The following is a 26,376-nucleotide window of genomic DNA, read 5'->3' on the forward strand; positions in this document are numbered from 1 at the left end:
CGATCGGTGGGAAGCTGCTTCAGCAAAGATTGGTGCACCGCCAGCCTTCTCCCCACCGCTAAAACCCCGAGATAACCCCATTAGCGCGTTCTATTCCGGCCATGGTCATGGCGTCTTCGGCGGCATACTCGGCGGCGTGAGGAGTAGTTGATCAGGCGGATGAGCATGGCCGAAAAAACAGGTTCACGGAAACTGGTGTGGCTGATCGCCGCGTTGTTGGTGATGACCACCTCTCTGGCGGCGGCCAACGTCTATTTGCTGATGGACAAGAGCAGCGACAACAAGCTCGCGGCGAAAGTGGTGCAGACCGCCCGTTCGCCGATCTATGTCAAAGTCGCCCCCTTCACGGTGAACTTGCGCGACGATCTCTGTGGGCGCCATCTGCTGTATGCGGGAATATCCTTGCAGGTAGGCGACAGCACCACAGAGGACTTCCTCAATGACTTCATGCCCCAGGTGCGCAGCCGGCTGCTGCTGTTGACCTCGGGCCAGAAGGCGGAGGAGATGATGACGCCGGAAGGGAAGGAAGCGTTGATCGAAAAGATCCTCGCCCTGTTCGAAGAAGAGCTGGTGGACGGCCAGCCGACCCTGCGGGTGGACGACGTCCTGTTCACCGAGTTCATTGTCCAATGAGCCGCCTTCCGATATTCACCGACGCCGCTTGACGATAACGCCATGTCCCAAGACGATCTGCTGTCCCAGGAAGAAATCGACGCCCTGCTGAATGGCCCCGGCGGCGATGACGACAGCGCCAAAGCCGACGAATCGCGCGTCAAGCCGTACGACCCGGCCTCGCAGCATCGGGTGATCCGGGAGCGTTTGCACAGCCTGGACATCATCAACGAGCGCTTCGCGCGTCATTTTCGCGTGGCGCTGTTCAACCTGATCCGGCGCAGCGCCGACATTACCGTGGATTCAGTGCGCTATCAGAGTTTCAAGGACTTCGCCCGTAATCTGCCAGTCCCCACCAACCTGAACCTGATTGCCATGAAGCCGCTGCGTGGCACCGCCCTGGTGGTGTTCCCTCCGGGACTGGTATTCATGGTGGTGGACAATCTGTTCGGCGGCGACGGCCGCTTTCTGACCCGATCCGAGGGCCGGGAATTCACCAACACCGAACAGCGGATCATTCGCCGGGTGCTGCGCCTCGCCATCGACGCTTACCAGGAAGCCTGGAGCACGGTCTTCGCCCTGGATGTCCAATACCTGCGTTCGGAGATACAGGCCAAGTTCGCCAACATCACCAACTCCCCCAACGAGATCGTGGTCAATACCACCTTCCATCTGGAAGTGGGCAATCTGGCCAGCGATTTTCAGGTGTGCATCCCCTACTCGATGATCGAGCCGCTGCGCGATGTGCTGACCAACCTGGGGCCCAACGGCCGTGAAGGCGATCAAAGCTGGACCCGGCGGATGGCCGGCGAGTTACGCCAGACCGAAGTGGAGCTGGTGGCGGAGTTCGTTTCCGTGGCCAGCCGCATCGCGGACGTGATGGCATTGAAGCAAGGTGATGTATTGCCCATCGAATTACCGGACAGCGTGCGCGCCCATGTGGACGGTGTTCCGGTCATGGAGTGTGAATACGGCAGCCGTGAAGACCAGCGGGCGTTGCGCGTGGTGCGCATGATCGATCACACCGGCCCGCCTTCGACCTCCCCGTTCGTCAAAGCGTCCACGCCGCAACCCAAGGAATCCGAAGATGAGTGATCCCAACAAACCCGATCAGCCGGATCAACCGGAGAAGCCGGACCACGATGACCTCTGGTCCGAAGCGCTGAACGAACAGAACAGCGGCGGCGAGGATGATCCCTGGGCCGAAGCCCTGGCCGAACAGCAGTCCTCGGCACCCGGCAACGACCAGGGCAACGGTAACAACGGCGGCGACGCCACCCGCAATGCCGGCGGCCAGGTATTCAAACCGTTGGAAGGCGAGACCGGCATCGGCTCCGGCCCCCGTGATCTGGAAATGATCATGGACATTCCGGTCAAGCTGACGGTGGAGCTGGGACGTACCCGCATCACCATCAAACAGCTGCTTGAGCTGGCTCAGGGGTCGGTGATTGAGCTCGATGGTCTGGCCGGCGAGCCGATGGACATTCTCATCAACGGTTACCTGATCGCCCAGGGCGAGGTGGTGGTGGTGGATGATCGCTACGGCATCCGCATCACCGAAATCGTCACCCCGTCCGAGCGGGTACAGAAGCTGAATCGCTGAACCATGAGCACCGAGCCCCTGGCACAACATGGTGAAGGCTGGATCGGACTGGCCATGATCGGCAAGACGGCGTTCGCGCTACTGCTGATCGTCGCCATTATTCTGTTGTGCGCCTGGCTACTGCGCCGCCTCAACGGCCTGCCCGGACAGGGTCAGACATTGAAGGTGGTCGGCAGTCGCGCGCTGGGTCCAAAGGAACGGCTGGTGGTGGTGGAAGTGGAAGGCACCTGGCTGGTACTCGGCGTTGGCGGCGGCGGCATCAATAAGGTTCATGAAATGCCCGCGCCGACGCGGGCCGCCTCCGCGGACGAGTCAATCGATGCCGGCGACGAAGGCACCAGCTTCGCCGCCCGCTTCGCCAAAGCACTCAGCGCTAACGGAAAAAAAACCCTTCGCGGCAACGGCAAAAGCGGCGGGATCGGATCATGAAACGCGGCCCGCGCCGGCTATTGTTGGCGGTCCTGTTAGTGTCAGGTTTGGTCCTGTCCAATCTGTCCTGGGCTCAGGCCAGCATCCCCGGTCTCACCAGCCAGCCCACTGCCGACGGCGGCCAGCAATGGTCGATCCAGCTGCAGACGCTGTTACTGCTCAGCAGTCTGGCGTTCCTGCCTGCTCTGTTGCTGATGATGACCTGCTTCACCCGCATCATCATCGTGTTCAGTCTGCTGCGCACGGCCATGGGCACCCAGTCGGCGCCACCCAACCAGGTGCTGCTCGGACTGACTCTGTTTCTCACCTTTTTCATTATGTCGCCGGTGTTGAACCGGGTTTACCAGGAAGCCTGGGTCCCCTTATCCAACGATGAAATGGGCTTCGAACAGGCGCTCAGTGTGGGTAGTGAGCCGTTCCGGGAATTCATGATGGCACAGACCCGGGAACCCGATCTGGCGTTGTTCGCGCGGCTGGCCAAGGCGGAGGACCTGAATGGGCCGGAGGACGTGCCGCTTCGCGTATTGCTGCCCGCGTTCGTGACCAGTGAATTGAAGACCGCGTTTCAGATCGGCTTCACCATTTTTATTCCGTTTCTGATCATCGATCTGGTGGTGGCCAGTGTACTGATGGCGCTGGGTATGATGATGGTGCCGCCGGCCACCATCTCATTACCCTTCAAACTGATGCTGTTCGTGCTGGTGGACGGTTGGCAATTGCTGATCGGCTCGCTGGCGCAAAGCTTTTTCGTCTGAACGGAGAAACGCCATGACCCCGGAAGCGGTAATGAGCCTGGCCTATCAGGGCATGATGGTAACGCTGATGCTGGCGGCGCCGCTGCTGATCACCGCGCTGGTGATCGGCCTGTTGGTGAGTCTGTTTCAGGCCACCACCCAGATCAACGAAATGACCTTGTCGTTCATTCCAAAGATTCTCGGCGTGTTCGCGGTGGTGGTGCTGGCCGGTCCATGGCTGCTGCATTTGATCATCGACTTTACCCGCGAGCTGTTTCAGAACCTGCCCTTGCTGTTGTCCTGATCCATGATCCAGGTCACCTTCGATCAGCTGCACGCCTGGCTGACCGCCTTCTGGTGGCCGTTTCTGCGCATTCTGGCGTTTTTCAGTGCCGCGCCGCTGCTCGGCCACTCCAGCGTGCCCCGGCAGATGAAGATTGGCCTGGGCCTGCTGATCACCATCGTGATCGTGCCCCATCTGCCAGCGCCACCGGCGATTCCGGTGCTGTCCTGGGCCGGCCTCGGCGTGTCGGTGGAGCAGGTGCTGATCGGCGTGGCCATGGGACTGGTGTTGCGGGTCATGTTCGCGGTGGTAATGGCCGCCGGCGATTTTATCGGGCTGCAAATGGGTCTCGCCTTCGCCACCTTCGTGGCTCCGGATACCGGCGCCAACACCATGATTGTGTCGCGTTTTCTGTACATGATAACGCTGCTGATGTTTCTGGCGGTGAACGGCCATCTGATGGTCATCGACACCCTGGCGGGCAGTTTTCAGACCCTGCCGGTAGGACTGGCCGGGCTCAATAGCGATGCCTTCGAACTGCTGGTGCGCTATGGCGGCACTGTCTTCGCATCCGGCCTGATGCTGGCACTGCCTCTGGTCTGCGCCCTGCTGATCACCAATCTGGCGCTCGGCATCCTTAATCGTTCCGCGCCTCAGCTGACGGTATTTTCGGTGGGCTTCCCGCTGTCACTGACCCTGGGTCTGTTCCTGCTTACGGTGCTGATGGGGGATCTGGGACGTTTTCTTCAGGGCTTGTTCGGGGAAGGATTGGGCGTTTTGCAGCATCTGCTGGAGCGCATGGTCTCTCCCGTTTGAGAGATCTTTGGAAAGATCAATTCAGAGGTAACTACGAAGCCTCGGTGGGAGCCTGCCTGCAGGCGAATATCAGGACAGTCCCGGAAGACAGCCCTTTCGCCTGCTGGCAGGCTCCCACAGCGGCGCCGCGGATCGCGCCATGGGAAACTGGCCCGCCTGCTACATCCGGTCGAACAGGGACATCCCCTTGATGCCCATGAAGCTCTGTTGAGCGGCCTGCAGACCGACCTGGCGAAGCACGTACTCGGAAATCGCCTCCACATAATCCAGATCAACCAGATCGGACATGGTCTGCTCGTAGTTGAGGGCGCGGTTCTCCGCCACCGTATCCACCACGTCCAGTTCGTTGAGGCGGGCGCCGACCGAGGCTCGCACGGTGAGGACATTGTCCAGGCCGTTATCCAGTTCGCGCAACGCGTTATTCAGGGTATTGGTACGCGCGGCTTTCTCCGCGTCGGTGGAGGCCGGATTCTCCAGCACCGCCAGAGCTCGCTCAAAGGTAGCGAACAAATCCGGATCCATGTCGGCGGCTTTATCCACCGCGATACTGTCACCGTCCGCCGGCGTGCCTTCCAGCGTCATGGAAAAACCACCAAAGCGGATCGGTTCGCCTTCCTGGTAGGGTTGTGGCGCGCCGCCGTTGACGGTGTAGGTGATGTCGGTTCCGTCGTCGGCGAACTCGATGGTAAAGGCGCCGCCGAAGTCCGGATCGTCGACGTCGACCACGTCCGGCCCGGTGAACGTCAGGGACCCGCTGTTGCCGCCGTCGGCGCGAGCCAGATAACCGGCACTGGTATGCACACTCTGGAAGATGTCCTCACCGTTATCGGATACCGGCATCAAACGGGAGGCATCAATGCGCTGCTGTCGTACCTGGGTATCCCCCACATAATCCACGCCGCCCCCGTTTTTGACGAACGGCGGACTGTCGTCCTGGTAGCCGCCGAACAGATAACGGCCGTTACCATCGGTGGCGTTGGCCTGGCCCAGCAGCGTTTCATAGATCCCGCGCAGCTCACTGGCGGCGGAGTCGCGATCGGCATCGCTGAGCGTGCCGTTCACCGCCTGCAGGATCAGCGTCTTGGCCTGAGTGATTGAATCGCTAACGCTGTTCAGCACACTCTCTTCCTGGGACAGCGCATTGCGGGCACTGACCCGCGCGTCGCCATACTGCTCGGTAAGCGCCAGAGATTGCGCCACGCGCACAGCCTGGGAAGCGGCCTGGGGATCATCGGAGGGATTGACCACGCGGCGTCCGGAAGCGATTTGCTGACTGACTTTCATGAAGTCGGCCTGCTGACGATTCATGGAAGTCATGCTTTGTTCGAACATGGTCACCGTACTGATACGCATAACGATGGCTCCTCAACCGGTTAGCGCAGGCCCAGGATTGAATCGAGCACGGTACTGCCCACTTCGATCACCTTGGCGTTGGCCTGGAAATACTGCTGGAAACGAATCAGGTTGGCGGCCTCCTCGTTGAGGTCCACACCGGATACCGATTGCTGCACGGCGCTGAGCTGCTCTTGCAGCCCCTGCTGTGCCGCCAGATTCACCTTGACGATGTTGGTGCGATTACCCACGTCCCCCACCAGCGAGGCATAAGCCTGACTGAACGTGGCGTTGCCGCTGACCAGAGACTGGTTCTGCAATTCCTGCAGCGCCAGCGCGTTTTCGTTGTTGCCGCTGCCCGCGGCACTACCGGCGGCGATCTCGGCGGTATCGCGAATCAACATTTCCATACCGCCGGCGGCGTACCGGGTGGGCTGAACTTCGAAGCGATCATTGGCGGCCAGTTGTGCCGGATCGTCGATGGTGACGACGACACCGCCAAAGCTGAGCTGATTATTGGCATCCAGGGTGGCATTGACGGTTTCGCCATTGTCGTTGCGGGTAATGGCGAACTCGCCGGTGGCCGGATCGACCACCGTCACCGTGTAGTCACTGGTGGTAAGCCCCTCGGCATCGCCAAAGGCAACCGACAGCGTGGCCGTGCCGGTATTATCGGCATGGCTGTACAGCCTTGGGGAGCCGATGGCGAAAAGATCACCGCCGGCGTCGCCGTTCAGATCCACGCCGTCACGATGCTGTTCATTGAAGGCCTGGGCCAGGGACACCGCCAGCCGGCCCAGCTCGTTCTGGGTTTTATCCAGCGTCTCTTCGCGGAAGTTCAGCAAGCCACCCAGTGAACCGCCCTGGATATTCTTGCTCTTCAGCTCCACCAGATTGCCGGCGGAATCGTGGTAGCCCACCACCAAGCGGGAGGGATCGGTTTTCGATTCCACCGCTTCCAGTTCGAAACTGCGGGTTCCGGCCACCAACGGCTGGCCGTTGCCGATGCTAAGGTTGTAGGTGCCGCTTTCCTGTACCGACAGTTTTACGTCGATACGTTCACTCAGTTCCGCCACCAGCTGGTCCCGTTGATTCAGCAAGGCGTTCGGCGCTTCACCCTGCTTGGCTTTGGCCAGGGCGATCTCCCGGTTCAGATTGGCGATCTGTTCGGCGGTGTTGTTGATTTGGGTGATTTCGTCACTGATCTGTCCGTTGATGCCGTTCTGCATATCGTCCAGATACTGTTGGAACGAGCGGAACTGGGCGGACAGCGTATCGGCACTGCCGATCACGCCCTGCCGGGAAGAAGGATCGGAAGGCGCTCCGGCCAGATCTTCCAGGGAGGAGAAAAAATTCTGGATCAGCGGGGCCAGACCGGCTTCCTGGTCCGCCAGCAAGTTGTCGATCTGGCTGACCTGGGTCTCGTAGGCCTGCAAGGCGCTGGCGTTGCTGGTGGACTGGTTCAGTTGCCCGGCCACGTACTGGTCGAACTGGCGCTGAATGTCATTCACCTGGACGCCATTACCAACGCCACGCTCGCCCAGCAAAACCAACTCCCGGTTATAGCCGGGCGTGTAGACATTACTGATGTTGTTGCTGGTGGCGTACAGCGCATTCTGGGCCGCGTTCAGACCACTCAGGCCAATGGAAAACAAGCTCATCGACGGTATCCCTGCGTTATCTAGTCAGGTTATCGGCGGCAGCCGGCGGTACTTGAGTCCCGGCGGCGGCTTTATTTGTGCTTAAGCTCCCACAGCGTCGTTGTAGCAACCTATGAATCCATATCCCCAGCGTACCTGAGTATTTGGAATGCCAGTGGTTCAAGAACCGCGATGTTATTTCATCGTCGTGCTGGCCACCGTCATGCTGTTCAGCCCTTCCATGACCGCAATCAACTTCTCCGCGTAGGCCGGGTCGGTGGCATAACCGGACGCTTGCAGGGCGCGGGCGGCGCTGTGTGCGTCCGGCGCCGACATTACCGAGGCGTAACGCGGATTCTCACTCAACAAACGGCCATGATCGGCGAAGGCATCGGCGTACGAATCGTAGACCCGGAACCGGCCCACCTGACGCACTCGCTCACCGTCCACGTACTCGTGCGTAACAATGTCGGTAGTGTTGCCGCGCCACCCCGATCCAGCCTTGATACCAAACAGGTTATGGCTGTCGGCGCCATCGGCGGTATTGATGCGATAGCGCCCCCAACCGGTTTCCAGCGCCGCCTGTGCCAGCAGCAGTTCCCGAGGCAGACCGCTACGTTCACTGGCCTCTTGGGCGGGCCCGGAGAGCCGCTGCAGGAACATCTCCTTGCTCCAGCCTTCCTGCCGCGCCACCGCTCCGGCAACGGTGTCCGACGTGGTCACCGGCAGTGCCTGCCCCGCCCCCAAGGTACGTGGCGGGGCACCAAAAGCGGCGGCCAGGTCGGTACCACCACCGGTTTGCGGCGACAGCTGACTGATCAGTTGCTCGGCCAGACCGACGCCGCGACCCGCCACATGTTGTGCCAGTTGTTGATCCGCCAGCGACTGATAGAAGCGCGACTGATTACTGTCGAGCAAATCCGAACGCGGGATGGCGTCACGCATGCTCTTGACCATCTGTTGGAGAAACAATGCCTCGAACTGTTGCGCCGCATGCGCCAGTTGTTTCTCCGGGTCCAGCGCGGCTTTTTGCTTGAGCCGTTGCAACCCTTGCAAATCAAGGGCGAACTGGTTGTCGCTTGCGCCAATCGCCATTACAGAATCTCCAGCTCCGCGCGCAGCGCACCGGCTGATTTCAGCGCTTGCAGAATCGACATCAGATCCTGGGGCGTGGCGCCCAGCGCATTCAGCGCGTCCACCACTTCCATCAGATCGGCGCCTTCCACCACTTGCAGCGCGCCGCTTTCCTGTTCGATACGGATATCACTGTCCGGCACCACCACGGTTTCGCCTTCACCGAAGGGAGCGGGCTGGCTGACACCAAAACGGGTATCGATGGTGACCGAAAGATTGCCGTGGGCCACCGCCGCCGGACGCAGAGTAACGCGTCCGTTCAATACCACCGAGCCGGTACGGGCGTTGATCACCACCTTGGCGGGAGCGTCCGAGGGATTCAGTTGAATGCGCTCCACCCGTGCCATGAACGCCACACGGCGATTATCGTCACGGGGTCCGACCAGACGAATCACCCCACCGTTGACGGCACTGGCCACCGGCGAGCCGAATTCCTCATTGATCGCCTGCACCGCCCGCCAGGTGGTATCGAAATCGGCGTCATGGAACTGCAATTCCAGCACGCCGTTGTCGCCGCCGAGTTGCAACGGCACCTCCCGTTCCACCATGGCACCGCCGCTGATACGACCACCGGCCTGCTGATTGATCTGGGCGCTGCTGCCACCGGCCTCGGCACCGACGCCGCCGACCAGCAGATTGCCCTGGGCGAGGGCATAGGTTTGCCCATCCACGCCTTTCAAGGGCGTCATCAACAAAGTGCCTCCCCGCAGACTGCGCGCATTGCCCACCGAGGACACCACCACGTCGATGCGTTGCCCGGGGCGGGCAAAGGGCGGCAGATCGGCGGTCACCATCACCGCCGCCACATTACGCAACTGCATGTTGGTCCCCGCGGGCACGGTGATACCCAGTTGCGAAAACATGTTGGTCAGCCCCTGGGTGGTGAACGGTGTCTGCATGGTCTGGTCGCCGCTGCCATCCAGACCCACCACCAGGCCGTATCCCACCAGGGTGTTGTCACGCACGCCGGCAAAGCTGGCCAGTTCCCGCAGAGTTTCCGCGCCGGCGGACAGTGGCCATGACAACAGCAGGAATAACCATGCCGCCAACCATTTGGGGCGGTGCGATCGGGAACGAGGTAAGGCAAACAGTTTCATGGTTGGCGCCGTCATCAGAACGGGGAGATATTCAGGAAGAACCGCTGCAGCCACCCCATGTGCTGAGCTTCATTGATGTAGCCGTCGCCGACATATTCGATGCGCGCGTCGGCGACCCGGGTGGACAGTACCGAGTTGTCGCCGCGAATCACCTGGGGATCCACCACGCCGGCGAAACGAATGAATTCCGTTCCCTGGTTGATGGCGATCTGTTTTTCCCCCCGCACGCGCAGATTACCGTTGCTCAGTACCTCCAAAACGGTAACGGTGAGGGTGCCGGTGAAACTGTTGTTGGCCCGGGAACCGCCGCCCGCTTCGAAGGTGTTTTCACCGGTCAGGTCGAAGCCATAGTCGGCCAGGTCCTCCAGCCCCTTGGGCAGCACCTGCGGCGTGAACGTGCTGTTGCCGGTACGATTGGCGTTACTGCTGGAAACTTTGCTGGCGCTGACTTCTTCGTCGAACACGATAGTCAGCACGTCACCGGCCATGCGCGGCCGATTGTCCTCAAACAAGGGGTGATAGCCACGCCTGGCCTGAAAAATGGATCCGTTGGCCCGCGGCGCCGGCGGCTGGGCAATCTCCACCCGCTCCTGTTCACCCACCACGGAAGGGCGTGGCAGCTGCGCGCAGCCCGCCAACAGAATCAGGCCCAGGGCCAGCCCCCACAGGCGCGGATCAGAGCTGAGTGAGCCGGGCAAGCATTTCATCGGAGGTTTGCACTGCCTTGCTGTTGATCTCATAGGCCCGCTGGGTCTGGATCATGTTGACCATTTCCTCCACCACATTGACGTTGGAGGTTTCCACATAGGACTGGTAAATCCGGCCGGCGCCATTCATGCCCGGCATGCTTTCGGTGCGCATACCGGAAGCGGCGGTCTCCAGATAGAGATTCTCGCCGATACTTTCCAGGCCCGCGGCATTGACGAAGGTGGAAAGGGTCAACTGCCCCACTTCCCGGGCATCGGTGGAACCGGGCTCGGTGATGGAGACAATACCGTCCTGACCGATGGTGACGCTGAGCGCGTTGTCGGGAATCAGAATCGCCGGCTCCAGCGGATAGCCACTGGAGGTCACCATCTGGCCATTCTCATCCAGCTGGAAACTGCCATCACGGGTATAGGCGATGGTGCCATCCGGCATCAGCACCTGGAAAAACCCCTTGCCGTTGATCGCCAGATCCCGCGAGTTGCCGGTCTGTTCCAGCCCCCCCTGGGCATGCAGACGCTCGGTGGCCACCGGCCGTACCCCGGTACCGATCTGCAGGCCAGAGGGCAGGCGGTTCTGCACATCGTTTTGCCCTCCGGGCTGGCGCAGGTTCTGATACAACAGATCCTCGAACACGGCGCGGGTTTTCTTGAAACCGTTGGTGCTGACGTTGGCCAGATTGTTGGCGATCACGTCCATCTTCACCTGCTGCGACTCGAGACCGGTCTTGGCGGTCCACAAAGAGCGAATCATGATGATGTCCTCTTTCGGTTATCTCGTTATCGGGCGGCGCTCGCGGGCCGGCCTCAGTTCATCGACAGCAGAGCGTTGGCGCGCTGCGCGTTCTGATCGGTATGCTCAATCACCTGGAGCTGCATTTCGTAGCGGCGGGCGGTGTTGATCATCGACACCATGGCTTCCATGGTGCTGACGTTACTGCCTTCCAGAGCACCGGATTGCAGGCGTCCCAGCTCATCGCGCGGCAGCACGCCGTCCCCGGCGCGGAACAAGCCATCATCGCCCCGCTCCAGGTTCCCGGCGGTATCGTTAACCAGTTTCAGACGCCCAACCTCGGCGATGGCGTCCGGCTGTTCCCCGGCGCCGATGGCGCTGACGGTACCATCGGCGCCAATCGACAGGCTGGCGCCGAGCGGCACCACGATCGGGCCGCCATCACCGATCACCGGCCGCCCGCCGCTGGTCAGCAAGCCTTCGCCGTTGACCTGCAGATCGCCGCGCCGGGTATAAGCCTCGGCGCCGTCGGCGCCCTGCACCGCCAGCCAGTTGCCCTCCCGCAGGGCAACATCCAGATCACGACCGGTGGCGTTGATCGGGCCGATACTGAAATCGGTGCCCGGCGTGGTCGCCATCATCGACACCCGCGTCGGCAACGCACCGTCACCCCGCACCGGCACCGCCCGCAAAGCGTGAATCTGCTCGCGGAAGCCGGAGGTGGTGGCGTTGGCCAGGTTGTTACTGACCACCGCCTGCTGATCCTGACTTTGCTTGGCCGCCACCATGGCGGTATAGAGGATGCGATCCATGTCTCAAGCCTCGGCGATTAACGCAGGTTCACCGCGTTCTGCAAAACCTCGTCCTGCACCTTGATGGTCTGGGTGTTGGCCTGATAGTTACGCTGGGCGATGATCAGATCCACCAGTTCGGAAGTCAGGTCCACGTTGGACACTTCCAGTGCCTGGGACTCCACGTTGCCGAACATACCGGTGCCGGCCAGGCCAAGTAGAGGCTGCCCGGAAGTGCCGGTCTCCACCCAGGCGTTATCACCGGCCGGTTGCAAACCTTCAGGGTTACGGAAGTTGGCCAGCGCCAGAGTGCCGAGCACCTGGGACTGCTCATTGGCGTAATTACCGATGATGTTGCCATCATCATCCACGGTGACCCCCACCAGGCTGCCAGCGGTGTAACCGTTCTGGTCCAGTGAACCCAGGTCAAATTCCTGACCGAACTGCGTGGTGCCATCGAAGTTGATGCCGAACGTCACGTCATTGGCACCGTTGTTCATGGCAAAGGAATAATCCGGAAAAGCACTGTTGGCTTCGTCCAGGGTGCCATTGCTGTTGAAGCGCAACTCACCGGTGTTGGCCGCATCCACGGTGCCGTCCACGGCACTGTGAACCGCCCATTCATTCTCACCGGTTTTGACAAAATACAACGTCATGGTGTGCTGTACGCCGAGGGAGTCATACACCGTGGCGGTGTTGGCGTAGGAGTAGGTATCGTCATCCGCCGGATCAAAGGCGCCGGTGATGATGTCGCTCTCCGCGTCCAGATTGAAGGTGGCGTCCACCCCGGTGGTGGCACTGGCGCTCATGCCGCCGGCCGGCACCTGCAACACCTGGGGCTGGCCGCCGGTGCCCACCCCGGCGGGGAAACCGGTAAGCCGGGCTCCCTGGGCATTTTCCAGGTAGCCTTCCTTGGTCAGAGTCAACTGGCCATTACGGGAATAGACGATCTGCTCGCCCTGCAGGAAGCGGAAAAAGCCGGCGCCGTTGATACCCAGATCCAGATTGCGGCCGGTGCTTTCCAGAGTGCCGTTGGAGAAATCCTGCAACACGCCCGAGACACGCACGCCCTGCCCCACCTTGGCACCAGTGTAGACATCAGCGAACTGCACCGAGGAGCCCTTGAACCCCACGGTCTGCGAGTTGGCGATATTGTTGCCAACCACGTCCAATTGACTGGCGGCCGCGTTAAGGCCACTCAATGCCTGAGAAAAACCCATCTTTCAGCTCCTGTTCAGAGAATCTGCCGGACTTCGTCCAGCGTCACCGGATCGGAAATGCCGCCAAGATCCAGACGCGGCTGACCATCGGTTCCCATCTTCACCCCGTTGACCAGGGCATAATTCAAGGTAGTGACATCCATCGACGCATCACCGCTGGTGGCGGTCACGGCCACCTTATAAGCGCCTTCCGGCGCCAGGGTTTCGTCTTCCAGCTTGCCATCCCAGACAAAGGATTCGACACCGGCGTCCAGGGCGCCCAGCTCAAAGCGGCGCACCACTTGGCCGGAACCATCGGTGATGGTGACCACCACATTGTCGGCCGCTTTATCCAGCTCCACGCCAAACGGCGTGGTGGCGCCTTCTTCACCCACCAGCACCCGGTCGCCGGCAACCAGCACCCCCCGGCCGATCAGGGCGGTGGCCTGCAGCGCCTTGCCGGCGTCGATCTGATCGTTGATTTCTCCGAGCCGGGCATTGAGTTCCTGGATGCCACTGACGGTATTGATCTGCGCCAGCTGCGAGGTCATCTCCGCGTTTTCCATCGGATTCATCGGATCCTGATTCTTCAACTGCGTCACCAGCAGGGTCATGAAGCTGTCCTGCAATTCACCGGCGGCGCCCCGGCCGTTGGTGCCGGAAGTGCCGTTCATACTGTTCAGCACGGAGCTACTAATGTTCTGGGTGGCGGCCGCCATCAGCTTTCTCCCACGGTCAGGGTTTTCAGCATCATCTGCTTGCTGGTGTTGAGGACTTCCACATTGGCTTCATAGGAACGGGAGGCGGCGATCATATTGACCATCTCGTGAACCTGTTCCACGTTGGGCATGGTCACGTAACCCTGCTCATCCGCCAGCGGATGATGGGGGCGGTACTCGCGACGCAGGGGCGCCGGGTCCTCCACCACTTCCCGCACCGCCACGCCGGCACTGCCTTCCCCGTTTTGGCGGCTTTCGAAGATCACCTGGCGTGCCCGATAGGCTTCGCCGTCCGGGCCGGCGACGCTGTCGGCATTGGCCAGATTGCTGGCGGTGACATTCATGCGCTGGGCCTGGGCCACCATCGCCGAGCCGGAAATTTCAAAGATGGAAAACATGACGGCTTCCTTTTTATTCCGATTGCATGGCGCCCTTGAGGCCCTGAATGCGACTGTTGATCATGGTGAGCGCGGCCTGGTAACGGACCGAGTTATCGGCGAACTGCACCCGTTCCACATCCATGTTCACGGTGTTGCCGTCCAGGCTCGGTTGATCCGGCACCCGGTACAGCAGATCCACCTCCTCGGTGGCAATCCGTGATGGAAAGTGCCGCTCGGACGTGGTGGTCAAATGCAAAGCCCGCCCCTGCTCCTCTCCCGCCACGGCCCGCGCCAGCTCGTCGGAGAAGTTGAAGTCACGCGCTTTGAAATGCGGCGTATCGGCGTTGGCGATGTTGCCCGCCAATACCCCCTGACGTTCGTGACGAAGTTGCAGTGCCTGCTGGTAGAAGTTCAGGGCACCGGCCAGTTTATCGATCATGGCTAAACTCCTTTTGGATATAGCCAGACTAAAACGGGCCCCAAGTCTGCAAACGGACAAACAACCATGCATTTGATGGCCATTTCGTTTATTCGCCATCGGCGGGGTTTCGTACACTATGGGCAAGGGCCGAATCAGAGATGACAAAACATGAAGGCATGGCCACGGACAATCAGCGCCTTGTTGCTGGTGATGCCCGCGCTGGCGGCGGCCACCGGGATGGAGCAACGGGTCAGGACCTTTCTGTTACAGGAAGCCGCCGGGCTGGGGGATAGCATCAAGGTGACGCTGCAATCGCCGAGCGCGCCGCTGCCATCCTGTGACGACGCCACGCCATTTCTGCCTGGCCATCAGCGCCCCCTGCTCGGGCCGGTGACCGTGGGCGTGCGCTGTGATGGCCAGGTCCGTTACCTGCAGGCGCGGGTCAGTGCCCGGGGACGCTACTGGGTGGCGGCGGACAATCTGGAAGCCGGCACCCTTCTGGAAAAGGACGATCTGCGGATGCGGGAAGGGGACCTGAGCGCCCTGCCACGCCGGGCGGCTACCCGCCTGGATGAACTTGTCGGCAAGGAGCTGACCCGTCCACTGAACGCCGGCACCGTGCTGCAGGACAGCGTTTTACGCGCCCGGCCGCTGGTACGGCGGCGCCAGCCAGTGAAGGTGGAGGCAACAGGGACCGGCTTTCGTATCGAACGCGCGGCCCATGCCCTGGAGGACGGCGCACTGGGTGAACGGATCCGGGTGCGGTTGCCGGACCGGAAGGTGCTGACCGTGGTGGTTAGCGGACCAAACCGGACCCGGGTCACATTTTGACGTTCCCGGACTCAAGCGCCCGGCTTTTTGGCCGATGAAGCGTGAGAGGAGACCTTGAACGGGGTCCGAGAGCCTGTTCCTAGCCTTTACGCCTCCGCGAATGCAATGGAGAGACAGCTGTGAAAATTGATCATCCGCACCCAGTCAGCGCCAACCGCCCGGTGCCGGAGAAAGCCGCCGAGCGCAGCGTCGAGCGTTCCGCCAGCGAGTCCGCGCAGACCAGCCCGGCGGCGGTAACCCATTTGCATCGGGACCGCAGCGACGGCGACATCGACACCGCCCGGGTGGCGGAAATCCGCCAGGCCATCAGTGAAGGCCGCCTGGAAATCCGGGCCGACCGCATCGCCGACGGCTTGATCGAGCGGGTTCGGGAAGAGCTGGAAACACGGTCCGATCCTTCATGAGCCTGAACACCCACCTGCGGCGTCAACACGATCACCTGGTCTCACTGGGGCACTTGCTGTCCGAGGAGCGAGGCTTGCTGGTTCAAGGCAGCATTGACGGTCCGGAGCTGGGCGCCGTGGCGCAACGCAAAGCCGCTCTGCTGGAAACGCTGGACACTTTCGAAGGCCGGCGCCGGGAAGCCCTGCAGCGGCTCGGCTACGACGACACCCCCCAAGGCGACGAGCAGGCGGCCCGCGAAGCGGGCTGCCTGCCGTTGTGGCGGGCAATCCAGACCCGTGCCCGGGCCGTGGCCACGGACAATCGGGTCAACGGCGAGTTGATCGAACTGCGCGCGGCCAACAATCTGCGGTTGCTCAACGCCCTGCGGGAAAAGGCCGGCACTCCGTTATACGGTCCCGATGGCCAACCCGGCCCACGCGGCGGACGGCTGTCCTCATCCGCTTGATAAAGGTCTCGTTTCCACTTCTTCCGTATCCGTGAGCAGGAATGACAACGTGGCAATGACTCTCAAACAGGCGGTCGTCGATGACGACGCACTGGACGTCATGCTGGCCTGTCGGCCGGTGTACAGCAAAAATCAGGATCTGGCCGCTTTTCAACTGCTGCTGCAAGGCGGCGGCGACAGCGTCACGCTGTCCGACATCCAATCCAGCCATCCCGTGATTCTGGGCACCTATTCCCAGGTTTATCAGGACGGCCGCACCCGAACCGTGCCGACGTTCCTGCGCGTGACCCCGGAAGTGCTGCTGGCCCGGTCGTTACCCCATCTGCCCAAGAAGCAGTATATCCTCGACCTCGACCACGGCTTGGCCACGCCGGACGTGTTGCTGGAACAAGCCCGGCGCTGGGCCGGCCAGGGTTATCGGCTGGCATTGGACGGCTTTGGTCCGGCCGACAGCGTGGATCCGGCGCTGTTGGATCTGGTCCATATCATCAAACTGGACGTTCGCCGCTTCGACGACGACACGCTGCGCGCCACGGTGGAAAAGCTCCGGCCCCATGGCGCCGATCTGCTCGCCGATCATCTCGATGACCGCCGCCGTTTCCGTGTTTGCCTGGAGTTGGGCTTCAGCTATTACCAGGGCGATTTCCTGTCCACGGCGGTACCGGTGAAAGGCCGCAAGATCGCCGGCAATCAGTTGTTGCTACTGCGTCTGCTCGCCGAACTGCACAACCCGGAGTCAACGCCATCATCGCTGGAGGCCATTGCCATCCAGGACGCCCATCTGACCTGGCGTATTCTGCGCGTGGTCAACTCCGCCGCCCTGGGTTTGCGCCGCGAGGTGAGTTCGTTGTCCCAGGCCATCGCCTTGCTGGGCATGGACGAGATGCGGCGCTGGGCCAACCTGCTGCTGGTGCACGGCAGCCAGAACAAGCCCGCGCATCTGGTCCGCAATATGCTGGTGCGCGGACGCATGTGCGAAGTGTTGGCGGAGCTCTCCGGAGAAGAAGTCCCGGTGAACCATTTTATTGTCGGCCTGCTGTCACAACTGGATGTCATCACCGACATCGCCATGCCGGAATTGATGGATCAGGTCCCCCTGAGCCAGGAGGTGAAACGCGCTCTGGTAGCCCGCGAAGGGAAACTCGGGGATCTGCTCAACGAAGTGGAACACTACGAAAACGGCCGCTTCGACCGGCTCACCTGGCTCAACGACACCTCGTTCTATGAAGTGGCCTACCGCCACAGCGTGGCCTGGGCCCGGCAGGTTCAACAGGCCCTCGGCAGCTTGTGACAGCCGATCACGGCGGCGCGGTCAATGGGCTCCGCGCCGCCGCCTTGCTAGCATGGGCCTTTCGCCAATAAGGATAATGTCATGACTCTGCCACGTTCCCTGCCCCTATTGTGCCTGCTGATCCTGGCCGCCCTGCTCACCGCCTGCGACAGCGGCCCGGGCGACAACGTGATCCGCGATGCGCTGAACGCGGAACTGGCACAAGCGCATCTCGATGAATTGCTGGAAGTGGAAGACGTGGAACAGCTCAGCGCGGTGGAGGACAGCCAGGGGGATTACAGCGTGGAAGTGAATTACCGGTTACGCGCCCGCAAGGGTCTGGCCGACTACGCTGGTGAAGTCCGCGGCGATGACGAACGCGAGCCGATGGACCGCTTCGCCATGACCATGGCGCTGGCCGCGGTGCGGGTGGAGTTCGGCCCATTCGAGGAAGGCGACACCTTCAACCGGGAACGGCGGCTGGTATTCAGTAAAGGCGATCAGGGCTGGCAAATGAAAAGCGCTTTGGGAGCGAAGCCGGATCAGCGATGATTCCGCCGCTGGCACCATCGTAGCCCGCCAGCGCGCCCCCAAGCCTGTCCGAGGTCGCTACAGCGGGTCCGTAGTCCGGGCCCGTGGAAAACTGCCGTGCCAGCGCATTACGTCGCCTCAAAGCATCAAGGTCATCAGCACCGCGTCCTCGTGGCCCTCCTCGGCGCGGTAGTAGCCGGGCCGGCGGCCGCATATTTCGAAGCCGAGCTGTTTGTAGAGCTTGCGGGCCCCCCGATTGCCGGCGCGCACCTCCAGATACATCACCGACATGTCCTCATCGACAGCCCGGGCGATGGCCTGCTCCAGCATCCAGCGAGCAATACCGCGCCGTTGCCAGGCCGGCGCCACCGCGATATTGAGCAGATGGGCTTCATCCAGTACCGCGGATAACACCATGAAACCGGTGATTTCCCCTTCGTGGGTCGCCACCTTGCAGCGATAGCCACTGGAAAGACAGCTGCGGAAATTGGCCATCGACCAAGGCGTCAACTGACAGGCCTGCTCCACCGCCAACACCCGCTCCAGATCCGCGCTGGTCATGGTGCGCAGACGCACGTGATCGGTAATCTCAGCCATGGAAACCCGATTCCACCATTGCCTGCCAGCTGCGTTTTTTGTGCCGCGCCGGTTCCGAGAGCATCTCATCCAGACTGCTCACCACCAGGGCACCCATTTCACCGAGCTTGAACCCTTGATAGCGTTCCGTGCCGAGCACCTGCTTCGCCAGTGTCTCGTCCAGGCAAAACAGGGCGCGCTGCCCGCCATCCAGCCGCGCCAGACCGGCAACGAACGCCGTCAACGCCTGGGAAGCGGCATCCCGGTCCATCGGTTGATCGTCGGTCAGCGGACAATAGAACCGGCGTGGGCGGGACGGGGCGGCGGCGAACACCGCCAGCAGCGATGCCGCCAGGGCACCGTCGTGGCGGCCCAACCCGGGCGCCTTGGCATCGCTTTGTTGAAACAACAGCCAGGTTTCCCCGGCCAGGTGCGCCTCGAGCGTAAAGACCACCGTCTGATCGGCGGCAACGGGCCGTGGAGCGGCCCGGGCCGGCGCGGCGGGTTCCGTTGAAGGAGGTCGCGGCGCCGGCGGTGGCGTCCGTTCCAATTCATCGGACAACGAAGGCGGCGGCTCCGGCGTCTTCGTTTCCACCACCCGCGGTGCTTCGGTGCTCGCCGGCGCGGCCTCCGGGGCCGGTGGCGGCTCGGGCGGCGCCAGCTCCGAAGAAGGCGCCGCGCCGGGCAATGCTACCCGCGCCACCCAGGGCGTCAGCCCCAGGGCCTTCAGGTAACTTTGCCGCTGCGGTTCATTCATAGGGTGCCCCGCGCCAGTCCGATGTCGGCCCCGGTCATACGTCCGCCGCTTGCGGATGCGCCCGCTGCAGTCCGGAGGCGAAGTGATTCAAGGCATTCAGATACGCCTTCGCCGAAGCACTGATGATATCGGTGTCGGCGCCGTGGCCGTTGACGATGCGCCCGCCTTTCTCCAATCGCACGGTCACCTCGCCCTGACTGTCGGTGCCGGAAGTGATGGCGTTCACTGAATACAACGACATGGAACAGTTGCTCTGAACCAGGGATTCGATGGCCTTGAAGGTGGCGTCCACCGGTCCGGCGCCGGCAGCGGTGGCCTCCCGCTCCTCACCGTCCACGTTGATGACGATACGCGCCTTCGGCGTCTCTCCGGTGCAGGAGGTCACCTCCAGCACCACCAGTTGATAGCGTTCCTGTTCCGCCGCCTGCCGGGTATCACTGACCAGCGCCTGCAGGTCCTCGTCGAATACCTCGTGTTTCTTGTCGGCCAGATCCTTGAAGCGCTGGAAGGCTATGTTCAGTGATGCATCGGAGCCCAACGGGATCCCCAGTTCCTCCAGACGGGCGCGGAAGGCGGCACGGCCCGAGTGCTTGCCAAGCACCATGCGGTTGGTGTGCCAGCCCACGTCCTCGGCGGACATGATTTCGTAAGTCTCGCGATGCTTCAGCACACCATCCTGGTGAATGCCGGACTCATGGGCAAAGGCGTTGGCGCCGACGATGGCCTTGTTCGGCTGCACCGGGAAGCCGGTGATGGTGGAGACCAGCTTCGACGCCGGCACGATCTCGCGGGTGTTGATGCCGGTGTCCACCGGAAACAGATCCTGACGGGTGCGCACCGCCATCACGATCTCCTCGAGGGAGGCGTTACCGGCCCGCTCGCCCAATCCGTTGATGGTGCACTCCACCTGACGGGCGCCGGCCTGCACCGCCGCCAGGGAGTTGGCCACCGCCAGACCCAGGTCGTTATGACAATGCACCGAGAACACCGCCTTGTCGGCGTTCGGCACCCGCTCCAGCAGGGAGCGGATGGTGTGGGCGAACTGTTCGGGAATGTTGTAGCCCACGGTGTCGGGGATATTGATGGTGCGGGCACCGGCGTCGATGGCCGCCTCGACGATACGGCACAGGAAGTCCAGTTCGGAGCGGCCGGCATCCTCGCAGGAAAACTCCACATCGTCGATGCGGTTACGGGCGTGCTTGACCGCCGCCACCGCGTTTTCCACCACCTGGTCCGGAGTCATCCGCAACTTGTGTTCCATATGGATGGGGCTGGTGGCGAGAAAAGTATGAATACGGCCGGACTCGGCCCCGGCCAGCGCTTCCGCGGCGCGGTCGATGTCCTCGGCCTTGGCCCGCGCCAGGGAACAGATGGTGGATTCGCGCACGGTATCGGCAATCGCCTTCACCGCCTCGAAATCCCCCTGGCTGGCAATGGCGAAACCGGCTTCGATGACATCCACCCGCATCCGTTCCAGCGCCTTGGCGATACGCAGTTTTTCGTCCTGGTCCATGGTGGCGCCGGGGCTTTGCTCGCCGTCACGCAAGGTGGTATCGAATATGATCAGGCGTTCTTTGTTCATCATCGTATCTCGCCAAGTATGGGGGTTCGTCGATTCTAGCAAATCAGCCCGGACCGGGGGTATCAAACCAAGTGCAGTTCCCGCAACAGTTCCTCGCGAAGCTGCTCCCCGGCCTGCTGCCCGGCGATGCCCTCGGCCACCCGCACCCGCCCGCTCTCGTCCTGGGCGTAGAGGTTCATGTATTCCTGTACCCGGCCATTGGTGGTGGATCTGACCGCGCTGTCGAGCACCAGCTGATCGGCGTTGCGCAGTCTCATGCGGCGCTGGCGCAACGGAATCCCCAACCAGCGCCGGCGGCTGCGCACTTCATCGCCACGGATCACCACCTGGAGACTGCGTCCGAGCATATACAGCGTTACCAGGACCAGGCCGTAGCCCACCAAACCGAACACGCCGGCCATCAGGTACAGCATGCCGCCCTCATCAAGGGCCAGTGTCAGCAGGAAGGTACCCACCGCGGCGAAGATGCCGCCGAACAGCAGCAGGCCCAGTTTCAGGCCCAGATTGCGGCCGGCCCGGCTGGTCACCGTCAGCCCCTGGCCGGTTCGCTTGATCACGATCTGCTCCCTGGCCGACGCCAGCGCCGCTTCCTCACGCTGGCGGCGATCCTCCGCGACATGGGACTCCGGCAGGGTAAAGCGGCTGCCAACATCACCCTGCATCACCGGAATCGTCCAATCGCGATGCAACTCGCGACCGTCCATCTCCCCTTCCATGGAAACCTGCCAGTGCACCGATTGCCGGCCACGCTGATAGCTGGGCGGCAAACTCTCCGGCACATCGAAACAGAACTGAACGCGGCTGTCGCGCATGCCGGACTCCACATAGCCACCCTGATCGCTCTGCCACAGCACCGTGGTATCCGTGCGGCGGTCATCGCCACTGCCACGGGTCTCCTGATGCACGCAGGAGAGGGAAACGGTGAATCGGCCCGAATGCGGCACGATCCGGTTGATCAGGATCTCACCGCCCACCTGCCCGCCGGCCTGGCCCGGATTCGGATCCAGGGTCAACGGTGTCGGACCAAAGAACTTGTAACGGCGGCGGCCGGCCCAGCCCCCCGCCATCACCAGCAATCCGATCAGGGGGAACAGAAAGATAAACAGCATGGCGTAATCGCCTCGCGGCACGCCTTCCACCGCGCTCATATAACCCGGCGCCGGCACCAGCACGAAAATCAGACCGAACACGACCAGGCAGCCATGCCCGGACTTCTGGTTGCTGTAGTAAACCGGCTCGCTGGCGTCTCCCTCGACCCGGGCCGAGGGTTTCGCTTTACGATTAAAGAAGTACAGCAGGCCGCCGCCGACCAGCATGAACACCGCCCCGAACGCGAAGCCGAAGATCAACGAGCCGGAGCGCAGGCCGCGTTCCAGATAGGCCTTTTCCGGCTGGTCCGGATTCACCCAGGCCAGCACTGGCTGCTGCCCCAGACGGGCCCGCTCCAGGCGCCGCGCCAGCCGCTGCCAGAAATCGTCGAAGTTATCACTACCACCATACAGAGACACCGATTCACTGGTGTAAGTGCGCCCCTGATACTGGTATTGATAGCGCGCACTGACGCTGTAAGTGGTGGAACCGTCCGAAGTGCTGCGATTCAGACGGCTGTCCAACACCTGGGCCGGCACCCGTTCCCAGCTGTCGGTCTGCCAATAATGAAACAATGGTTTCAATGCGACGAAGTACATGGCGGCCAGGCCCGCCAGAAGAAAGGCCGCGGCGAATCCGTTCAGCAGGCACCCCGGCCCTTTGCTACCCTTCCTTGTGTCCGATGCGGCTTCGTTCAAACCCTGTCACTCCCATCATCAAGAAAACACCACTGATCGCCCCATACAGATGGGCGTTCACGTAAACACTGCCGCCAATCCAGCCGCGCAGATAGTCCACGTCATAGCCGGGCCATTGTTCCACCAGCAGGCGGCCGGCCACCACCGCCAGCACCAGCGAATGCAACCACGGATGGCCGCGCCAGCCGAGCAACAGGCAGAACACCAGCAAAGCATGCAGCAACCCGGACAGCCCCACATACCAATCCAGCCCCGGATCGAGGAGGTATAACGCGACGCTGGAAAACAGCCCGCAAAACAGCAGCCAACTCCAGAACCGGTAGCGGTCCAGCACATCACGGAAGAAATGGACGATCAAAACGAGGCCGGCGAGATTCATCACCGTATGCCACAGATTCAGATGGCTGACGTGCGCGCTCCACAGCCGCCACCCCTGACCCGCCGCCAGCGCCGCGCGATCGTACCGCAGCCAGGGATTGACCCACTGGTGGGCCACGCCCAGCGCCAGCACGGCGAGTGCGAAAACCGCCACATGACGCCACAGTTTTTGGTCCCGAACGACCATCTGGCCCTCTCGTGTCGTTGCCTTTACCCTACAGGCTCACCCAAACGGATTTGCCCCATGCCGAAATCATCTCTTCTCACCTTGCCCGCTACCCTGGTTGTCCTGCACACCGCTCTGGCGGCCCCCGTTTTCGCCGATCAGCCCCTGTGTGGGAAGAAGATCGCCGAAGTGGAACGGCAGCAGGCGGAAGCACGCGCCCACGGCCACGATCACAAGGCCCGGGGACTGCAGCGGGCTCTGGACGCGATGCGGGACGGCTGCACCGATCAAGGCCTGATCGACGACGCCCGCGACGCCGTTGACGACGCGCGGCGGGAAGTCGCCGAACGCCAGGCCGACCTGGATGCCGCCATCCGCGAAGGCGACAGGGACGATATCAAAAAGCGGCGGGAAAAGCTCAAAGAGGCGCGGCAGGAATTGACCGAGAAACAGGCCGATCTGGACGCACTGCTGCAAGTACGCTGAGCCGGTACAAAGCGGCAATAAAAAAGCCCCGCCCTTGCGGGCGAGGCTTTTTCAGGCTTCGGTGGGAGCCGGAGCGGCGTTTACATCATGCCGCCCATGCCACCCATTCCACCCATGCCGCCCATGTCCGGAGCAGCACCTTTTTCTTCCGGCTTGTCAGCCACCATGGCTTCGGTGGTGATCATCAGGCCGGCCACGGAAGCGGCGGCCTGTAGCGCGGAGCGGGTCACCTTGGCGGGATCCAGGATACCCATTTCCAGCATGTCGCCGTATTCGCCGGTGGCGGCGTTGTAGCCGTAGTTGCCGTTACCGTTGCGTACTTCCTGCACGATCACGGAAGCTTCGGCACCGGCGTTGGTGGCGATCTGACGCAGCGGCGCTTGCAGCGCACGGATGGCGATGGCGATACCGGCGTTCTGCTCGTCGTTGTCACCGGTCAGTTCGCCGATGGTGGCCAGAGCGCGCACCAGAGCCACGCCACCACCCGGTACCACGCCTTCTTCAACGGCGGCGCGGGTCGCGTGCAGGGCGTCGTCAACGCGGGCTTTCTTCTCTTTCATTTCCACTTCGGTGGCGGCACCGATCTTGATCACGGCCACACCGCCGGCCAGCTTGGCCACACGCTCTTGCAGCTTCTCGCGATCGTAGTCGGAGGAGGAGTTCTCGATCTCGCGGCGGATCTGCTCGACGCGGGCATCGATGTCGCCCTGCTCGCCAGCACCATCGACAATGGTGGTGTTTTCCTTGTCGATGTTCACTTTCTTGGCGTTGCCCAGATCTTCCAGGGAAACGTTTTCCAGGCTCAGGCCCACTTCCTCGGAAATCACGGTACCGCCGGTGAGGATGGCGATGTCCTGCAGCATGGCTTTGCGGCGATCGCCGAAGCCCGGAGCCTTAACGGCGGCGCACTTGATGATGCCGCGCATGTTGTTCACCACCAGGGTGGCCAGCGCTTCGCCTTCGATGTCCTCGGCGATGATCATCAGCGGACGGCCAGCTTTGGCCACGTTCTCCAGTACCGGCAGCAGTTCGCGGATATTGGAGATTTTCTTGTCCACCAGCAGGATGTAGGGCTCTTCCAGCTCAACCTGCATTTTTTCCTGGTTGTTGATGAAGTACGGGCTCAGGTAGCCGCGGTCGAACTGCATGCCTTCCACGACTTCCAGTTCGTTGACCAGAGACTGGCCTTCTTCAACGGTGATCACGCCTTCCTTGCCCACTTTCTCCATGGCCTGAGCGATGATCTCGCCCACGGAGCTGTCGGAGTTGGCGGAGATGGTGCCCACCTGCTCGATGCTCTTGGTGTTGTCACAGGGGGTGGACAGCTTCTTGATCTCTTCCACCACGGCGATGACGGCTTTGTCGATGCCACGCTTCAGGTCCATCGGGTTCATGCCGGCAGCCACGGCTTTCAGACCTTCGTTGACGATGGCCTGGGCCAGTACGGTGGCGGTGGTGGTGCCGTCACCGGCTTCGTCGTTGGCCTTGGAAGCGACTTCCTTGACCATTTGCGCGCCCATGTTCTCGAACTTGTCTTCCAGTTCGATTTCCTTGGCCACGGACACGCCGTCCTTGGTGATGGCCGGAGCGCCGAAGGACTTCTCCAGCACCACGTTACGGCCTTTCGGACCCAGGGTGACTTTCACCGCGTCGGCCAGGATGTTCACGCCTTTCACCATGCGCTGGCGGGCGTCGTCACTAAACAGTACTTCTTTAGCCATTGTCGTGTTCCTCTGAAATTCGGTTATCCAGGAAAGCAGTGGAGAATCAGGATCAGCCTTCGATCACGGCCAGGATTTCGGCCTCGCTCATGATCAGCAGCTCTTCGCCTTCCACCTTCACGGTGTTGCCGGCGTACTGGCCGAAGATCACCTTGTCGCCTGCTTTCACGTCCAGAGGACGCACGTCGCCGTTTTCCTGGATCTTGCCATTACCCACGGCGATCACTTCACCCCGGGAAGGCTTCTCAGCGGCTGAGCCGGGCAGCACGATACCGCCGGCGGTCTTGGTTTCTTCCTCTTCGCGACGCACCAGTACGCGATCATGCAACGGACGGATTTTCATTGCCTCTCTTCTCCTGTTGAGGTTTCAGCAATCAACGAATGTAGTCAGCATCATGGCCGGACCGGCATGGCCAGACCCGGCTTAGCACTCTATGCCAGAGAGTGCTAATCATAATTGGACCGTTATGACAGTCAATAGGCTGTCACGCCGGTGACCTCCTAATGGGGCTCCGGACCAGCCTTTCAAGAGCTCGGAGCACAAAAAATCGTCTGGAACGATTTTTGACGTCGTATCAGCGACGGCCCGAAGGGTGGCCGCCATGGACGGCAGGCCACAAAAAATCGTCGGGAACGATTCTTGACGTCGCACCTGCGGCGGCCCAGAGGGGGGTTACTCGCCGCTAAAGCAGTTTCCTACAGGCCGGACCACGAAGCCTCTGTAGATACCGTCTCTCTCCCTACCCTGCAAGCCGTCTCTAAGCGACTTGCGGGGTATAGGCCTGCTGATGCTTGATCACCCCATAGGCGATTT

The 26,376-nt window shown here is 61.8% G+C and carries 31 protein-coding genes; 13 read left to right on the top strand and 18 right to left on the bottom strand.

All coding sequences use genetic code 11. The features are described from left to right. Positions 1-165 precede the first annotated feature (165 nt). The 7 genes from fliL to fliR are packed head-to-tail and all read left to right on the top strand — an operon-like array spanning position 166 to position 4,477. Entirely contained in the window at positions 166-633 is a 468-nt protein-coding gene (fliL, locus tag CRO06_RS13195) for a flagellar basal body-associated protein FliL (protein WP_031228450.1), read from the top strand. A gap of 42 nt (positions 634-675) precedes the next feature. After that, a complete protein-coding gene (gene fliM, locus CRO06_RS13200) occupies positions 676-1,707 on the top strand; it encodes a flagellar motor switch protein FliM (RefSeq protein ID WP_022995658.1) in 1,032 nt (343 codons plus the stop codon). After that, positions 1,700-2,215 (top strand): flagellar motor switch protein FliN, encoded by a 516-nt coding sequence (fliN, locus tag CRO06_RS13205; RefSeq protein ID WP_022995659.1) that lies wholly within the window; start codon positions 1,700-1,702, stop codon positions 2,213-2,215. The genes fliM and fliN overlap by 8 nt, the downstream gene beginning before the upstream one ends. A gap of 3 nt (positions 2,216-2,218) precedes the next feature. Then, on the top strand, positions 2,219-2,644 hold the full coding sequence (gene fliO, locus CRO06_RS13210; RefSeq protein ID WP_097058619.1) for a flagellar biosynthetic protein FliO: 426 nt from the start codon (positions 2,219-2,221) through the stop codon (positions 2,642-2,644). Then, entirely contained in the window at positions 2,641-3,399 is a 759-nt protein-coding gene (gene fliP, locus CRO06_RS13215; protein WP_022995661.1) for a flagellar type III secretion system pore protein FliP, read from the top strand. Before fliO ends, fliP begins: the two co-directional genes overlap by 4 nt. Positions 3,400-3,412: 13 nt before the next feature. Next, complete coding sequence (fliQ, locus tag CRO06_RS13220; protein WP_014995753.1) at positions 3,413-3,682, top strand: flagellar biosynthesis protein FliQ; 270 nt, start codon at positions 3,413-3,415, stop codon at positions 3,680-3,682. 3 nt (positions 3,683-3,685) lie between these two features. Beyond that, positions 3,686-4,477 carry a flagellar biosynthetic protein FliR gene (fliR, locus tag CRO06_RS13225; RefSeq protein WP_022995662.1) on the top strand — a complete coding sequence of 264 codons (792 nt, stop codon included), beginning with the start codon at positions 3,686-3,688 and terminating at the stop codon, positions 4,475-4,477. Positions 4,478-4,636: 159 nt separating this feature from the next. On the opposite strand, the gene flgL is transcribed toward fliR, so the two are convergent. The 11 genes from flgL to flgB all read right to left on the bottom strand — a co-directional run bounded on the left by flgL (position 4,637) and on the right by flgB (position 14,645). Continuing rightward, positions 4,637-5,830, bottom strand: a complete 1,194-nt coding sequence (gene flgL, locus CRO06_RS13230) for a flagellar hook-associated protein FlgL (protein ID WP_097058620.1) — start codon at positions 5,828-5,830, stop codon at positions 4,637-4,639. 20 nt (positions 5,831-5,850) lie between these two features. Continuing rightward, the gene (gene flgK / locus CRO06_RS13235) at positions 5,851-7,470 is read right to left on the bottom strand and encodes a flagellar hook-associated protein FlgK (protein ID WP_022995664.1); all 1,620 of its coding nucleotides are present in this window, start codon (positions 7,468-7,470) and stop codon (positions 5,851-5,853) included. Positions 7,471-7,644: 174 nt separating this feature from the next. After that, on the bottom strand, positions 7,645-8,544 hold the full coding sequence (gene flgJ / locus CRO06_RS13240; RefSeq protein WP_097058621.1) for a flagellar assembly peptidoglycan hydrolase FlgJ: 900 nt from the start codon (positions 8,542-8,544) through the stop codon (positions 7,645-7,647). Next, positions 8,544-9,680: a flagellar basal body P-ring protein FlgI gene (locus CRO06_RS13245; RefSeq protein ID WP_022995666.1), complete on the bottom strand. Its 1,137-nt coding sequence runs from the start codon at positions 9,678-9,680 to the stop codon at positions 8,544-8,546. Before CRO06_RS13245 ends, flgJ begins: the two co-directional genes overlap by 1 nt. A gap of 14 nt (positions 9,681-9,694) precedes the next feature. Continuing rightward, positions 9,695-10,387, bottom strand: a complete 693-nt coding sequence (locus CRO06_RS13250) for a flagellar basal body L-ring protein FlgH (protein WP_022995667.1) — start codon at positions 10,385-10,387, stop codon at positions 9,695-9,697. Beyond that, entirely contained in the window at positions 10,356-11,138 is a 783-nt protein-coding gene (gene flgG, locus CRO06_RS13255) for a flagellar basal-body rod protein FlgG (RefSeq protein ID WP_022995668.1), read from the bottom strand. The genes CRO06_RS13250 and flgG overlap by 32 nt, the downstream gene beginning before the upstream one ends. 53 nt (positions 11,139-11,191) lie before the next feature. Beyond that, positions 11,192-11,929, bottom strand: a complete 738-nt coding sequence (locus tag CRO06_RS13260; RefSeq protein ID WP_022995669.1) for a flagellar basal body rod protein FlgF — start codon at positions 11,927-11,929, stop codon at positions 11,192-11,194. Between the two features lie 17 nt (positions 11,930-11,946). Continuing rightward, a complete protein-coding gene (flgE, locus tag CRO06_RS13265; protein ID WP_097058622.1) occupies positions 11,947-13,128 on the bottom strand; it encodes a flagellar hook protein FlgE in 1,182 nt (393 codons plus the stop codon). Between the two features lie 14 nt (positions 13,129-13,142). Then, positions 13,143-13,826, bottom strand: coding sequence for a flagellar hook assembly protein FlgD (gene flgD / locus CRO06_RS13270; RefSeq protein ID WP_097058623.1), 684 nt, complete (start codon positions 13,824-13,826; stop codon positions 13,143-13,145). After that, positions 13,826-14,224 (bottom strand): flagellar basal body rod protein FlgC, encoded by a 399-nt coding sequence (gene flgC, locus CRO06_RS13275; RefSeq protein ID WP_097058624.1) that lies wholly within the window; start codon positions 14,222-14,224, stop codon positions 13,826-13,828. The genes flgD and flgC overlap by 1 nt, the downstream gene beginning before the upstream one ends. Before the next feature lie 13 nt (positions 14,225-14,237). Continuing rightward, the gene (flgB, locus tag CRO06_RS13280; RefSeq protein WP_022995673.1) at positions 14,238-14,645 is read right to left on the bottom strand and encodes a flagellar basal body rod protein FlgB; all 408 of its coding nucleotides are present in this window, start codon (positions 14,643-14,645) and stop codon (positions 14,238-14,240) included. A 150-nt stretch (positions 14,646-14,795) separates the two neighbouring features. Here flgB and flgA point away from each other — a divergent pair, with 150 nt between their 5' ends. The 5 genes from flgA to CRO06_RS13305 all read left to right on the top strand — a co-directional run bounded on the left by flgA (position 14,796) and on the right by CRO06_RS13305 (position 18,130). Beyond that, a complete protein-coding gene (flgA, locus tag CRO06_RS13285) occupies positions 14,796-15,458 on the top strand; it encodes a flagellar basal body P-ring formation chaperone FlgA (RefSeq protein WP_097058625.1) in 663 nt (220 codons plus the stop codon). Positions 15,459-15,577: 119 nt separating this feature from the next. Next, the gene (gene flgM / locus CRO06_RS13290; RefSeq protein WP_022995675.1) at positions 15,578-15,862 is read left to right on the top strand and encodes a flagellar biosynthesis anti-sigma factor FlgM; all 285 of its coding nucleotides are present in this window, start codon (positions 15,578-15,580) and stop codon (positions 15,860-15,862) included. Beyond that, the gene (locus CRO06_RS13295; protein WP_097058626.1) at positions 15,859-16,308 is read left to right on the top strand and encodes a flagella synthesis protein FlgN; all 450 of its coding nucleotides are present in this window, start codon (positions 15,859-15,861) and stop codon (positions 16,306-16,308) included. The genes flgM and CRO06_RS13295 overlap by 4 nt, the downstream gene beginning before the upstream one ends. Before the next feature lie 55 nt (positions 16,309-16,363). Further along, positions 16,364-17,599: an EAL and HDOD domain-containing protein gene (locus tag CRO06_RS13300; protein WP_244902832.1), complete on the top strand. Its 1,236-nt coding sequence runs from the start codon at positions 16,364-16,366 to the stop codon at positions 17,597-17,599. Positions 17,600-17,680: 81 nt separating this feature from the next. Continuing rightward, the gene (locus CRO06_RS13305) at positions 17,681-18,130 is read left to right on the top strand and encodes a hypothetical protein (RefSeq protein ID WP_097058628.1); all 450 of its coding nucleotides are present in this window, start codon (positions 17,681-17,683) and stop codon (positions 18,128-18,130) included. A 117-nt stretch (positions 18,131-18,247) separates the two neighbouring features. Here the strand turns inward: CRO06_RS13305 and rimI are convergent, their stop codons facing one another. The 5 genes from rimI to rrtA form a co-directional block, all read right to left on the bottom strand. Continuing rightward, the gene (gene rimI, locus CRO06_RS13310) at positions 18,248-18,706 is read right to left on the bottom strand and encodes a ribosomal protein S18-alanine N-acetyltransferase (protein ID WP_022993689.1); all 459 of its coding nucleotides are present in this window, start codon (positions 18,704-18,706) and stop codon (positions 18,248-18,250) included. Further along, positions 18,699-19,442 carry a hypothetical protein gene (locus tag CRO06_RS13315; protein WP_097058629.1) on the bottom strand — a complete coding sequence of 248 codons (744 nt, stop codon included), beginning with the start codon at positions 19,440-19,442 and terminating at the stop codon, positions 18,699-18,701. Before CRO06_RS13315 ends, rimI begins: the two co-directional genes overlap by 8 nt. A 34-nt stretch (positions 19,443-19,476) precedes the next feature. Continuing rightward, positions 19,477-21,024: a 2-isopropylmalate synthase gene (locus CRO06_RS13320; protein ID WP_097058640.1), complete on the bottom strand. Its 1,548-nt coding sequence runs from the start codon at positions 21,022-21,024 to the stop codon at positions 19,477-19,479. A gap of 62 nt (positions 21,025-21,086) precedes the next feature. Next, complete coding sequence (locus tag CRO06_RS13325) at positions 21,087-22,811, bottom strand: DUF3592 domain-containing protein (RefSeq protein ID WP_097058630.1); 1,725 nt, start codon at positions 22,809-22,811, stop codon at positions 21,087-21,089. After that, a complete protein-coding gene (gene rrtA, locus CRO06_RS13330) occupies positions 22,777-23,376 on the bottom strand; it encodes a rhombosortase (protein ID WP_097058631.1) in 600 nt (199 codons plus the stop codon). The genes CRO06_RS13325 and rrtA overlap by 35 nt, the downstream gene beginning before the upstream one ends. A gap of 57 nt (positions 23,377-23,433) precedes the next feature. Between rrtA and CRO06_RS13335 the strand changes: the two genes are divergently transcribed. Then, positions 23,434-23,841 (top strand): DUF1090 domain-containing protein, encoded by a 408-nt coding sequence (locus CRO06_RS13335; protein ID WP_179746591.1) that lies wholly within the window; start codon positions 23,434-23,436, stop codon positions 23,839-23,841. Positions 23,842-23,921: 80 nt separating this feature from the next. On the opposite strand, the gene groL is transcribed toward CRO06_RS13335, so the two are convergent. Together groL and groES are read right to left on the bottom strand one after the other, a co-directional pair. Continuing rightward, positions 23,922-25,562 carry a chaperonin GroEL gene (gene groL / locus CRO06_RS13340; protein WP_097058632.1) on the bottom strand — a complete coding sequence of 547 codons (1,641 nt, stop codon included), beginning with the start codon at positions 25,560-25,562 and terminating at the stop codon, positions 23,922-23,924. A gap of 52 nt (positions 25,563-25,614) precedes the next feature. Next, positions 25,615-25,905 carry a co-chaperone GroES gene (groES, locus tag CRO06_RS13345; RefSeq protein WP_014995778.1) on the bottom strand — a complete coding sequence of 97 codons (291 nt, stop codon included), beginning with the start codon at positions 25,903-25,905 and terminating at the stop codon, positions 25,615-25,617. Between the last annotated feature and the right edge of the window lie 471 nt (positions 25,906-26,376).

The organism is Alloalcanivorax xenomutans, from assembly GCF_900217905.1.
GTDB classification, from domain to species: Bacteria; Pseudomonadota; Gammaproteobacteria; order Pseudomonadales; family Alcanivoracaceae; genus Alloalcanivorax; species Alloalcanivorax xenomutans.